The 14,047-nt window shown below is 31.6% G+C and carries 12 protein-coding genes; all 12 read left to right on the top strand.

Annotated elements, in window-relative coordinates; genetic code table 11:
• Positions 1–7: 7 nt before the first annotated feature.
• On the top strand, positions 8–1,447 hold the full coding sequence (locus tag C8C87_RS07585; protein ID WP_199716373.1) for a hypothetical protein: 1,440 nt from the start codon (positions 8–10) through the stop codon (positions 1,445–1,447).
• Between the two features lie 5 nt (positions 1,448–1,452).
• Positions 1,453–4,890 carry a hypothetical protein gene (locus tag C8C87_RS07590; RefSeq protein WP_121342163.1) on the top strand — a complete coding sequence of 1,146 codons (3,438 nt, stop codon included), beginning with the start codon at positions 1,453–1,455 and terminating at the stop codon, positions 4,888–4,890.
• On the top strand, positions 4,887–6,083 hold the full coding sequence (locus tag C8C87_RS07595; RefSeq protein WP_121342164.1) for a hypothetical protein: 1,197 nt from the start codon (positions 4,887–4,889) through the stop codon (positions 6,081–6,083). Before C8C87_RS07590 ends, C8C87_RS07595 begins: the two co-directional genes overlap by 4 nt.
• 2 nt (positions 6,084–6,085) lie before the next feature.
• A complete protein-coding gene (locus C8C87_RS07600; RefSeq protein WP_121342165.1) occupies positions 6,086–6,586 on the top strand; it encodes a hypothetical protein in 501 nt (166 codons plus the stop codon).
• A 15-nt stretch (positions 6,587–6,601) separates the two neighbouring features.
• A complete protein-coding gene (locus tag C8C87_RS07605; protein ID WP_121342166.1) occupies positions 6,602–7,903 on the top strand; it encodes a hypothetical protein in 1,302 nt (433 codons plus the stop codon).
• 2 nt (positions 7,904–7,905) lie between these two features.
• A complete protein-coding gene (locus C8C87_RS07610; protein ID WP_121342167.1) occupies positions 7,906–8,514 on the top strand; it encodes a hypothetical protein in 609 nt (202 codons plus the stop codon).
• Between the two features lies 1 nt (position 8,515).
• Positions 8,516–9,034: a TIGR02281 family clan AA aspartic protease gene (locus C8C87_RS07615; protein WP_121342168.1), complete on the top strand. Its 519-nt coding sequence runs from the start codon at positions 8,516–8,518 to the stop codon at positions 9,032–9,034.
• Positions 9,015–9,839, top strand: a complete 825-nt coding sequence (locus C8C87_RS07620; RefSeq protein WP_121343326.1) for an endonuclease/exonuclease/phosphatase family protein — start codon at positions 9,015–9,017, stop codon at positions 9,837–9,839. Before C8C87_RS07615 ends, C8C87_RS07620 begins: the two co-directional genes overlap by 20 nt.
• A gap of 68 nt (positions 9,840–9,907) precedes the next feature.
• Positions 9,908–10,216, top strand: coding sequence for a DUF6804 family protein (locus C8C87_RS07625; RefSeq protein WP_121342169.1), 309 nt, complete (start codon positions 9,908–9,910; stop codon positions 10,214–10,216).
• Positions 10,217–10,497: 281 nt separating this feature from the next.
• Positions 10,498–13,281, top strand: a complete 2,784-nt coding sequence (locus tag C8C87_RS07630; protein ID WP_121343327.1) for a DEAD/DEAH box helicase family protein — start codon at positions 10,498–10,500, stop codon at positions 13,279–13,281.
• A 15-nt stretch (positions 13,282–13,296) separates the two neighbouring features.
• Entirely contained in the window at positions 13,297–13,464 is a 168-nt protein-coding gene (locus tag C8C87_RS15795; RefSeq protein ID WP_158589735.1) for a hypothetical protein, read from the top strand.
• A gap of 6 nt (positions 13,465–13,470) precedes the next feature.
• The gene (locus C8C87_RS07635; RefSeq protein ID WP_121342170.1) at positions 13,471–14,046 is read left to right on the top strand and encodes an ABC-three component system protein; all 576 of its coding nucleotides are present in this window, start codon (positions 13,471–13,473) and stop codon (positions 14,044–14,046) included.
• The last annotated feature ends 1 nt before the right edge of the window (position 14,047 follow it).

The raw sequence follows: 14,047 nt of genomic DNA on the forward strand, positions 1-14,047 counted from the left end.
ATAAATTATGGCAAAATTATATGTATTTGGAATTGGCGGAACAGGTTCAAGAGTGATTAAATCGCTTGTAATGCTTTTGGCTACTGGTGTAGAAATTAATCAATATGAAGTGGTTCCAATTATTATTGATCCTGATGAAGCTAATGGTGACGTTACACGTACAATCGATATTTTAAAAAACTACCAAAACATTCACAGTAAGTTGAGTTTTACTGATGCAGATAAAAATCAATTCTACAAAACTAAAATTTCTAACATTACCCAAAACTTTAGACTTACATTAAGTGATGTTAAAAACGATAGATTTAAAGATTATATTGAATACAGTGGATTAGACGACAATAATAAAGCTCTAATAAATTTATTATTTTCCGAAGAAAACTTAAACTCTGATATGGAGGTAGGTTTCAAAGGGAATCCAAATATCGGAAGCGTAGTCCTAAACCAATTCAGACAATCTGAAGACTTTCTCAAATTTGCATCATCTTTCAATCAAGATGATAGGATTTTTATCATAAGCTCAATTTTTGGCGGTACTGGAGCTGCTGGATTTCCATTATTAGTAAAAAACATAAGAGGAGCAGATCATAATTTGCCAACATGGAAATATCTTCAGGATGCACCTATAGGTGCTATCACAATGCTTCCTTATTTTGGGGTGGCTCCAGATGCAGATAGTAAAATTGATAAATCGACTTTTATCTCAAAAACAAAAGCCGCTTTATCGTATTACGAAGAAAACATTAGTGGTAATAATTCAGTTAATGCTTTATATTATTTAGGTGATGACTTAACAAAAGACTATCCAAATGTGGAGGGTTCTGTTAACCAAAAAAATGATGCCCATTTCCTTGAGGTTGTTGCAGCACTTTCTATAATTGATTTTGCTAAAACAGAATCATCCAATTTAAACAATTATGAAGGAAAAGCAGAAAATCCAATCTATAAAGAATATGGAATTAAATCTAATTCTCAATCTGTAATTTATGAGAATCTAGGAGATCTAACTCAAATACTTCTAAAAAAACCATTAACTCAGTATACTCAATTTTTACTTTATCTCAATAATAAAATCCAAGATAGTTCGGATCAAAATTGGGCAAAAAATTTAAATATCACTACCCTTTTAACACAACCATTCTATAGTAATTATTTAAAAAAATTCAATCAATATTATTTGGAATGGTTGAATGAAATGAATTACAATCAAAGAGGTTTCTCTCCTTTGAACTTAGATGTGAATGACACCAATTTATTTGATATGGTAAAAGGTGTTACACCTAATATTGGATGGTTAGAATCCGGTGGAAAGAACTATAATAGGTATAATTATATGCTTTCTAAACAAGATAAAACAACAAGTAATAATGGATCATCTGAACAACAGTTTATGGATTTGTTTTACACTACAACAGAAGCTTTAGTAACAGAAAAATATAAATTTTAAGTAAAATGGCAAAAGTATTTAGATTCCATGATGGCAGCAATAATATTGAAGATTGGCAAACATCAACTGCCTATGGTAAAAATGCCATAGAAGCAATTCAAGATCCTAACGGATCTTCTGCAAATAAAGAAATCACTTCCATACCTAGTCCTTTTGCGAGAATAGATCTGGTTAAAACTGCATTTGAAAACTTAGTCGATACAAATCAAGTTGATGGTAAAACTATTTTCCATAAGATGGTTTCAGATTGTTTTGATGTTGGTGAAATTTTCTTTAACATCGATACCTTAAAAGAAAAAGTAAATATCATAATTTGGGATAAAACCAATGATTTAAATAAGTTATTACAATCTCCAAACAAGAAACATCAATTACTAGGAGAAACACTTAAACTGTATTTAGAGCAAGACGCAAAAGCCTACAATTTTGATAAAATTGAAAGACTTTATCTCTTAAATTATAAATTAGGCGAAAATGAACTCAATATTATTGGAGGTACATCACCTGCAAGTTTATTTTTTACTTCTGCGAATAAATTAAATGTAGATATTAGATTTGGAACTGATATTGTTTTTGATGATCTGTATCAGCCATTATACAAGAGGGATTTTAATTACGTTAAATTTATTTTCGGTATTCGAAAATTCATGCCAAGATTTAATCCGCTTTTTAAAGCTGTAGATGATTATTTGCAAATGAATTATACAATGCTAACTCATGATCAAAGAAACATTTTAAACAATTACACTTTAGAAAATTTCAATACGGAATTTGAAAAACTAACTACTGGCTCAGATGGAAGTATTGTTGAAATCTTAGACTTTCCACTCCGCAAGAAGACTGAGCGTCCATCAAATATTCAAGATAATAGTGGTTTTGTTATTGATTCCAAAAAATGTAAAGACGGTATAAAACCCTTAGTGCTGCCAATTGATGATTTTTCTGAAAAAATAATTTATACTACTGCTCTTTGGGACAAAAAAAATAGAGCAGAGGTATTTGATGATAAACCATTAAAAGAAAGAAAGCTCCCTTTCTCTAATTCAATTTATCCCTACTTAACTATTAGTGATCTATTGGAGCCTTATATTATCAGAACAATTTATCCAATTCATAAAGAAAAATTCTTCGATGGTAACTTTTCGTTAAATTCCGGTGAGATTTCTAAAGGTTTTTTGTTACCGATCAAAAAAGAATATTTTGACTATTTTAATATTGAAGATTTACAAGGAGTTACAGCAGATGGAAAAAAAACACTAGAAATAAAACAAGCTTCAACAGGCGGAGTCCATGTTACGCTTCGAATTCCAATTCAAGATAAAAAATACGTAACCTATGAAAGAACCTATTATCCACCAGCGAATGAATACCAAATTACAGAGCCTGATTTAAACAGAAATCGAGGTGCGATAATTGAAAATCAATTTGGATTGACCTTATTCCCTTTTATAAAATTAGCTGATGACAGACAGAACTTCTATAGAGTAGCCTTTATGGATAGAGATATTCTTGAGCACAATAAGAATAACAAATATGTACTTCAGTTCTATAAAAACGACCAAAATAAAGAAGTAAAAGAAAAAGCTGCAAAACAAAGAAGTGAAAAATCAATTGATTTTATTTCAACAAAATATTATGTAATTGAAGAAGGTTTTGATTATATCGAAGTAAAAAACAACTGGGCAAATGGTATAATAATTCCATTATTTAAGACTTTACCTCAAGGTTCTTCTGAATTTACTTTTGCGGTCGATTTTGGCACTACAAACACACATATTGAATATCGTAAAGATAATGGTGATCCAAAACCTTTTGAAATAAATGAAAATGATCTTCAGACTGCAACTTTATATGATTCAAAAAACCCAGCGACAATAAAATCTATAAATGCGGTAAGAGCTAATAATTTAACTGATTTAATTTTTCAAGAATTTATACCCCAGGAGCTAAATAAAAATTCTGAATTTCACTTTCCCCAAAGGACTATTATAAATTCAAAAAAGCACTTGGATTTAAATAAGGATACCTACGCTTTATCGGATTTTAACATTCCTTTTGTTTATGAAAAATATGTAATCCCAGACAGCTCGTGTATAAGAACAAATCTAAAATGGTCAGACTACACTACTAATCCAAATGAAATTAAAGTAATCGATGCCTATTTTGAAAACCTTTTGTTCTTAATTCGAAATAAAACATTGTTAAATGGAGGAGATTTGAATCGTACAAAACTGATTTGGCTTTATCCTTCAAGCATGTCAATGTATAGAATAAGACTTCTTGAAAGTAAATGGAATGAGCTATTTAAAAAATATATTAATACATCCATTGCTCCTGAAAAAATTTCAGAATCTATTGCTCCGTTCTATTACTATAATACACATCTTGGGGTAAATGCTTTAGCTAACCCAGTAGTGTCTATCGACATCGGAGGAGGAACAACGGATGTTGTAGTATATACTAATAACAATTCTGAACTTTTAACTTCTTTCCGTTTTGCGGCAAACGCCATATTTGGCGATGCTTTTGGCAGATCATCAAAAATAAATGGGTTCATTCTAAAATATATAGATCAAATTAAACATTTGTTAGAGTCAAACAATCAGTATGATTTACTAAAAGTACTTGATGCTGTAAAAAAGGATGGGAAATCTGAAGATATTATCGCGTTTTTCTTTTCAATTGAAAAAAACAAAAAAATAATTGATAATAATATTCCAATTTCATTTAGCAAGGATCTAAAACTGAATGGTGACTTTAAAATTGTGTTCCTTCTTTTTTACACTTCGATTATTTATCATATCGCCAAACTAATGAAGTCAAAAAAATTAAACCATCCACGATATATAACCTTTAGCGGTACAGGTTCTAAAATAATAAACATTGCAGATAGTAGTGATAAATTAAATGCATTAACTGAATTAACTCAGCTTATTTTTAAACAGGTATTTGAAGAGAACTTAGTCTCAAAAATAGAATTAAAACAAGATGAAAATCCAAAAGAAATTAGCTGCAAAGGAGCTTTAATGTTTCCGCATAGCGAAAAAACTAATATCGAAGTTATTAAATCAGTATTGCTGGGTTCGAAAGAAGAAATGTTAATTCCTGATACTTCAAAGTCCTACAATCAAATTGATTCAAAAATAGAAAATGATGTTATTGAAGAATACAACAATTTTATAGATTGGTTTTTTACTCTAAATAAAGAATTAAGTTTTAAAAATAATTTTGGGATAAATCAAACTCATTTGGAAGCTTATAAAGAGTGCCTTAAGGAAAATGCATTAGATAATTTGAAAATTGCTTTACAAGAGAAGAAAAAAGAGTTAAAAGGTGATTTAGATGAAAATATTGATGAAACATTATTCTTCTATCCACTAATTGGCGGAATAAATCATCTCGTTTATAATATCCATTCAGAATTAAACAGTCAAACAGTATGAGAAAAATTTATATAATAATTCTATTGGTATTTGGTACAACCAATATTAATGCCCAAAATAGAGAATCAGCTGATGTAAACAGTATAATTGATTATGTTACTTGCGTATGCGTAAATGATGCATTACCTGATAATAGAAAAATCGATTGTGACAATGAGCAATTAACTTTAAGTACTATCCCTGTAGAAGAGAAAAGTACAGTCGATTTATTTAATGAGTTTCAAAAACTAAAAGAAAAGACAAAAACTAGCGACAATTTACAATTCTTTACTAATGACGTTTTTAATGATAAAAAACAATATGGTAAAATATATGCCTTTGCGGATAGAAGAAAAGGCAATAGAATTGAGGATTTAAAATCAAAAATAGAAAAATTTATTCAAAATAAAGGAACGAATGAAACTGGACCAGATGTAAATTCGGATGTGAATACTAATACAGAAACATCCGGAAATAATGGAAATGACAATTCACAATCTAACTTAACAGTTGATGATGAGGTAAGAAATAATACAACTCCTCCTCCATCTTCATCTTTTTTTAGTTATAATTTATGGACAATAGTATTAACAGTACTTTTTATTGTAACTATTATTTCACTTTTTATTTTAAATAGAAGAATATCAGGACTTGAAAAGGATCTGAAAAATGAGATTGGGAAATTAAAAAACGGAAAAAATACGATGCCAATAAATAATTTATCAATTGATTATTCATCAAAAATTAGAAATCTGGAAAACAGTATTAATAATATTGAATCTCAATTGCAAAATTCAATACAAAAAAATCTTTCAAACAACATAGTAACTGATAGTAGTATTCCAAAAATAAATAATGAGATCAAATTAGAAGTTCCGCCAAAACCCATTCAAGAAGTATTCTATATGGCTACACCCGATCAAAATAACTTTGATATAAGCAGTCTTTCAAATACTTTCAAACCTACCCAATCCTTATATGAGTTTAAAGTAGACAATTACGATAAATCAAAAGCTTCCTTTACGTTTTACTCTGATGAAATAGGAATTCGAGATGCAGTAAACTATCCACATACGTACTTAGATCCTGTATGTGAATCACAAAATGCATTAAATCAAAATGCCAAAAGTATCAATACAATTAAGCCAGGTATTGCAGAAAAAAGAAACGATAAATGGGTCGTAACAACAAAAGCTAAAATTAAATACGAATAGATATGCATGATTACATTATAGGCGCACTGATATTAATTATTGTTGTTGCACAGATACTAGTGGCATTAACCACTTCTAAAAAAATAGCACTTTTCAAAACTATTTTACCCAATGCAAATGAATTTGAAACGGTAAAAGTCTTTATCCCTGAAGATCAGATAAAAACGATAACAACAAGTGAAATACTGAACAATATAAGTAGTTACAGTGGTTTATCTTCATCTATAAAAATAGTACCGAAAAAAAATATAAGTGAGGGAAAAAATCTAAAAATTCAAAATATTATTGAAAGTATTAAAAATAAAAAGAACAATGACACATTAATAATTAATGATGAGTTTGATTCAGATTTATTTGGTGAAACAATTACTATAGAGGACACAAAAGAAGGAATGATTTGGATGGTAAAAGGTAATTTAGAAGAGAAAATTTCCAAAAAACAAGTATATCAGTATGAAGATTTGGGATGGTCTAAACTGAAGGACAAAAAATACGTGTCTTAAAAACAAATAAAAATCATGGAACAAAAATATATTGAAGTTACCTTAATAAAATCAACTGGTGAATCGAATGTCATTTTCGATAAAGTTCTGAACTCTGTAAACACCTATTTAATAAGAAATAAAGGAGCAGTAAGTGACTTTAATTTAATAAAAGATGTTGTAGAAAGAAATACTGATGCTGTTGATGAAGAAATTAACACATTGCTGCCAATCCCTCTATATTTAGGACTGATGGGGACTATGTTAGGAATAGTCGTAGGACTGTTCGCTATGCCAAGTATTAGCGATGAGAATTTTGAAAAAGCAATTGACATACTAATTGGTGGGGTAAAAATTGCAATGATTGCTAGTTTTACCGGTCTTTTACTCACCGTATTACTTTCTGGATGGAAGTATAAAGGAGCAAAATCACAGGCTGAAAGTCTTAAAAATGATTTCTTTACTTGGATTCAAACACACCTTTTACCTGTTTTATCACAAAACACCACTTCAAGTATTTATTCATTACAAGCTAATTTATTAAAATTCAATGATACCTTTTCTACTAATGTAGTTAGTTTTAATGGAGTGTTAAGTAAAATCCTGGAATCTTTTGACAGCCAGGTTAATTTAATGAATGAGCTTAAAGACGTTGATGTTGCACAATTAGCAAAAATTAATGTTACCGTTTTGCAAGAATTAAGAACGAGTACTAAAGAATTTGAAAAATTTAATACGTACTTACATCAGGTAAATTCTTTTGTAGACAATGCTCAAAAATTAAATTTTCAGATAGGCAATCAATTAGAAAGAACACAATCTATAGAATTAGTTGCTGAAGCAATTGGTACAAATATTACTGCAAATAGAGAAATCATTACCATCTTACAATCAGAATTACAAGAAGTTTCCAATAGAAAACAATTTGTTTCTGATGCGGTCATAGATGTAGATAACTCAATTACGAAAAGTTTAGAAAAACTAAAAGAACATATTGATGCTCAAATGGAATCAATTAGAAATATTACGATAAAGGAAGAAAGCTTTTTAGAGAATTTGTTGGGGAACGATAGAGGGAATCTAAATGAACTTAAAAAATTAGGTAAATTAGAAAAAACGATGTCAAATATTGGAAAATCAACCACCACGCAAAATGAGAAATTAGATAAATTAGGGGACAGCGTGATGGAATTAACAGAAGTCTTAAAAAATCAAAAACAAATTGATTTCCAGTTACCTAAAAATATCAAGTATCTTTCTCTTGCCTTTTTCGGATCTGGAGCTACTATTGGAATTGGATACTGTTTATGGTCAATTTATAAATTATTGGTTAATTAGTTATGTCAAAAAAAACAAATTTTTTCTGGGCTAGTTATGCCGATTTAATGACCAGTTTATTTTTTATTATGCTTGTTTTATTTGTTTTAACTATTGCTATGATGAAGAGACAGCAGAAGGCAACTGTTGAGCAATTAAAAAGAATTGTTGAAATTCAGAACTCTGTAAAAGAATTGGACAGCCGTTATTTTTACTATCAGGATGAGTACAAGCGGTTTTCCTTAAAAGAACAAATTCAATTTGCTGCTAAATCTAGTGTAATACCAGTAAAAAATGAAGCATACTTATTAGAAGTTGGTAAAAACATTGAAAGCTTAATCAAGAGGTTAAAGACAAAATATAGTAATCAAAATATAAAATACATGATAATTATTGAAGGTATGGCTTCTAATTTTGTGTACTCCAAAAATGACGAATTAAGTTACCTGAGAGCATTATCACTATATAAATTGTGGCAGAAAAATAACATCTATTTTGATCCCGCTTTTTGTGAACTACAAATAGCAGGCAGTGGTGTGCGAGGTGTTGGAAGACATACAGGCAATAAAGAATATAAAAACCAACAATTTTTGATTCAAATTATTCCAAAAATAGGAAAAATAGAAAATTAATATGAGAAAAATTTTATTTAGTGTTTTGACAATTATCTTGTCTATGCTTTTTGTTGACTGTAATGGTTGTTCTCGGTCTGGAAGAAATAATTCAAGAGAACAGCACTCTCAAACATCCTCTTCTCTTAGACATGGCAAAACGATGATTGTAATGTCGGAAGAACAGGGTATATACAAAATTCCTGTTGAGATTAATGGCAGTGACATGAATTTTATTTTTGACACAGGTGCATCTGATATTACTATTTCAAATGTAGAGGCAATGTACTTATATAAACAAGGTAAACTTTCAACAGAGGATATCTTAGGGTCACAACAATATCAAATTGCAGATGGTAGTATAGCCGAAGGAACAATAATAAATCTGCGAACCGTAAAATTAGGAAATAGAACCTTAAAGAATGTAAAAGCTTCAATTGTTCATAATAATGAAGCTCCTTTATTACTAGGACAATCAGCTTTGGCTCAATTCGGAAAAGTGTCAATTGATTATAAAAAAAATGAAATCACTTTTGAATAAAGTCAATAGAATAACATTCCTGTTTCTTTTATTTTGCACTACTACTCTATTTTCGCAAGTTAAACTAGTGTCATGGAATATTCAAAATTTTGGAAAATCAAAATCTGAAATTGAAATAAATTTCATTGCAAATACTTTAAAGAACTACGACATTATTGCCATACAGGAAGTTGTAGCTGGTTATGGTGGCGCACAAGCCGTAGCCAAACTGGCCGATGAATTGAATCGCAAAGGAAGTAAATGGGATTATGTAATAAGTGATCCTACATCCAGTAGTGCCTATAAGACGGAACGTTATGCTTTTATTTGGAAGACAGCCAATCTAAAGAAAATTGGGAGAGCCTGGTTAGAAAAAAAATATCATTTAGAAATCGATAGAGAACCCTTCTATTGCACCTTCGAATATAAAAAAAATAAATTTACAGTAGTTAATTTCCATGCAATTACCAAAAGCAAACAACCTGAAACTGAAATAAAATATTTTAAATTTTTACCTGGAGAATATCCCAACCTAAATTTGATATTTGCGGGCGATTTCAACTGTCCACAATCACATACGGTATTCATCCCTTTAAGGAAAATGGGCTACCAGTCAATTCTGGTCAACCAGAAAACTTCGTTGAAACAAGAAATCAAAAAGGGTAAATACCTGGCTTCCGAATATGACAATATGTTTTACAACACCGCCAAAATCAATAGAATTGATAAAGGAATAATTTCTTTTTACAAGAATTTTGGTTCTTTAAAAGAGGCGAGAATGATTTCGGACCATATCCCTATCTGGTTTGAGTTTTCTTTAAACTAAGATTCGCTTTGATCTAATATAAAACAGCGTTTAACAGGAGACAAAAAGTAGTTTTCATTTAAATCATTATGGAAAAATCATTAAAAATAATACTGGCGACACTGCTCCTTCTCTGCCTTCTCGACATGCCTTACGGCTTCTACCAATTTGTTCGTTTCGCAGCAACAGTTGGTTTTGCTTATCTAGCTTATTCAGCAAATGAAAAAAACAGAAAAAATGAGGTGTTTGTCTATATCGTCTTAGCCATTTTATTTCAGCCATTTATCAAGATAGCATTAGGAAGAACAATTTGGAATATAGTGGATTTGATTGTTGGTATAGGATTAATGATTTCCGTTTTTACTGTAGTAAACAAATCAAAAATTGATAAATTTTAATACTTTGTTTTGTACACAAATCCATTAGACATTTTTTTAAAATAAGTAGATTTAGCATTTTTGTTGTATGTCTTTTTTGTTTTGTCAGTCGCAATTAGGGACAGCTAAATAATTGTTATGCGATCAAATCAATTATGCTCCTTACGGATTCCCGTAAAGCAGTCACAAAACTTTACAGTATCATTGTTGCTAAAGAATATTCGCACTTAAAAATGTTGTTTATAGTATATAAATCAACAATTTTTTTATCTTTAAACCAGATTAATAGTCTAACCAATTTAATGATCAACCAAAACCCCGAACAAATCGCCAGAGATAATATCGACAAACAGTTGATCGCTTGCGGGTGGATTATTCAGGATAAAAAAAGAATCAACTTAGCCGCTGGTTTGGGAATTGCCATTCGCGAATACCAAACGGATATTGGCCCAGCGGATTACGTTTTGTTTGTTGACAAAAATGCGGTTGGAATTATTGAAGCCAAACGAGAAGAAGAAGGCATTCATTTGACTTCTGTTGAAGAACAATCTTCTCAGTATGCCAATGCAAAACTCCGATTATTAAACAACGATCCTTTGCCGTTTGTGTATGAAAGCACAGGTGAAGTGACACGTTTTACCGATTATAGAGATCCAAAACCACGTTCTCGAAATGTATTTACCTTTCACCGTCCAGAAACATTTTTGCAATGGTCGAAAGAAACCAAAACTTTACGAGCGCGTTTACATGATATTCCTGTTCTGCCTATTGACGGTTTGCGAGATTGTCAAATTACTGCAATTACCAATTTAGAGCAATCTTTCAAAGAGCAAAAACCAAAAGCCTTGATCCAAATGGCGACGGGTTCCGGCAAAACCTTTACAGCGATTTCATTTGTGTATCGCTTACTGAAATATGCCAAAGCCAAACGGATACTCTTTTTGGTGGATACCAAAAACTTAGGAGAACAAGCCGAAGGCGAATTCCGTTCCTATACGGCCAGTGAAGACAACCGTTTGTTTACGGAATTGTATGGCGTAACCCGTTTGAGTAGTTCGTTTATTCCTAACGACAGTCAAGTGTATATTAGTACGATTCAACGGATGTATTCTATTTTGAAAGAAACTGACTTAGACGAAAGTGCCGAGGAAGAAAACCCGAACGAACGCACATTCGAAGTCAAAACGGCTGTTCCAGTGGGTTATAACGAAAAAGTGCCCATTGAGTTCTTTGACTTTGTAGTTATTGACGAATGCCATCGCAGTATTTACAATTTATGGAAACAAGTATTAGACTATTTTGATGTCTTTCAAATTGGATTAACCGCAACGCCAGACAATAGAACATTTGGTTATTTTAATCAAAACTTGGTTTGTGATTATGGTTATGAAAAAGCCGTAATTGATGGTGTTTTAGTTCCCTACAATGTGTTTACTGTAGAAACCCAAATCACCAAAGAAGGCAGCGTCATCAAACTGGGCGAAAAAGTTGACAAACGAAAAAGACTTACTCGTAAGAAATTCTGGGAAGCCATAGATGAAGACGAAGTTTATTCGGGCAAGCAATTAGACAATGACATTGTAAACCCAAGTACCATTCGCACCATTATCAGAGCAGTCAAAGACAATTTACCCGCCATGTTCCCCGACCGTGTCGATGAAAAAGGTGTTTTTGAAGTGCCTAAACTATTGATATTTGCCAAAACCGATTCTCATGCCGAGGACATTATCGAAATGGTACGCGAGGAATTTGGAGAAGAAAATAAATTCTGTAAAAAAATAACCTATAAAAGTGAGGAAGACCCTAAATCAGTCTTGCAGCAATTTCGTAACGATTATTACCCACGTATTGCGGTAACGGTCGATATGATTGCTACCGGAACGGATATTCGTCCGCTTGAAGTCTTGTTGTTTATGCGTGATGTAAAAAGCCGTTCGTATTACGAACAAATGAAAGGGCGCGGTACCAGAACCTGCTCTGTAGAAGAATTGAAAGCCAAAGGAACACCTTCGGCAAAATTTAGTAAAGACCATTTTGTAATTATTGATGCCATTGGTGTCGAAAATTCTCAAAAAACAGATAGCCGACCTTTAGAAAAAGCACCTGGTGTTTCCCTGAAAGAGGTGCTGGCTAATGTGGCTATGGGAAACACCTCCGAAGATATGTTGACTACCCTTGCCAATCGCTTGATTCGTCTAGAACGCCAACTTTCCGAGAAAGACAAACTCAAGTTTGCCGAGCAAGCCAATGGTTTTACGATTAATCATATTGTGAAACAATTGCTGCATGCCTACGATCCTGATGCTATCGAAAAAGTAGAACACGAAACCAAAGGCGCTATGCGAGGATTTCCTCCAATAGAAATTGATGCGGCTATAGCCAAAGGCAAAAAGCAGTTGATTGATGATGCCGTTGCCGTTTTTCATAATCCTGATTTGCGTGATTTCATTGTAGATATCCGCAAACAATACGACCAAATTATAGATGTGGTGAATATGGATACGATTACCAATATAGGTTGGGTAAAAGACCAAGACGAAGCGGCAACTAAAACAATAACCGATTTTAAAAATTGGATAGAAAGTCACAAAGACGAAATTACGGCTTTACAAATTTTCTACGCCCAGGACTACCGCCACCGTACTTTTACATATAAAATGATAAAAGACCTGAGCGAAAAACTAAAAACAGAAAAACCATTATTGGCACCATTAGCCGTTTGGCGTGCTTATGAACAACTGGAAAAAACCAATGGCTCGACGAAAAGCGAATTGATAGCTTTGGTTTCCTTAATACGCCGCGTTGTGGGTATAGACAGTATTGTAACGAGCTATGACAAAACAGTAGACAAGAATTTTCAGGATTGGGTGTTTAAGAAACAAGCGGGAACTTTAAAATTTACCGAACCCCAAATGCAATGGTTGCGGATGATGAAAGACTATGTAGCCAATAGTTTTAGTATAGACAGAGACGATTTTGATCTAAGCCCTTTTAATGCCGAAGGCGGATTAAGCAAAATGTGGCAGTTGTTTGGTGAAGAAATGGATGTGATTATTAATGAATTAAATGAAGTGTTAGCGGCTTAAAAAAATACAATATTTATGATAACAAATGAAATTATTAGTGGATTAATTGGTTTAATCGCAGGTGCAGGAATATCTATTCCTATCACGATTACAATTACTAAATCAAATTTAAATAAAGTTAAACAAAAAAAGATTAAAACAGGCGGTGGTGATGTTACTGGAAGAGATAAGTTTACTAGATAATTTCATATGGATTTTAACAATGTAAGACAAGAAAACATAAATTCTGAAGGAGGAGATGTTGTAGGCCGGGATAAAATAGACAATCGTACAATATTTAATAATCATATTAGACCTGCGAATCAATACATGCAGGATTTGATTAGTAAATTCAAAGAAGATGAAAAAAATAATTGTCGAATAACAGATATAATTGATAATCTAAATCATTATAGTGTAAATATTGACGATGATGAAGTTTTTGATTTACAATATAAATTAGAAGCTGGTGGACGTAGTTCAGAATATAAAAGAGCGGCTTTATTAAAAGAAAGAATTTCAAAAAAAATTAAATTAAATGAGCAAAGTGAAGCTGCACAGGAAATTTATGCTTACGTTCTTTCTCAAATATGTTCAGATTTTCATCTTTACGTAAAACCACATTTATCAGAAAATACAATTCCAAATATCAATATATTGATTGACGAAAAGGTTATTAAGCCTGCTATGGAAACATTAGGAGAAAACGTTTTACGTTTATTAAAGGATGATATTAATGGAATGATATATTTTTTAACTGGAAACTGTCACATAAAATGGGTATAAT

It is taken from the genome of Flavobacterium sp. 120 (assembly GCF_003633605.1).
Taxonomy (GTDB): Bacteria; Bacteroidota; Bacteroidia; order Flavobacteriales; family Flavobacteriaceae; genus Flavobacterium; species Flavobacterium algoritolerans.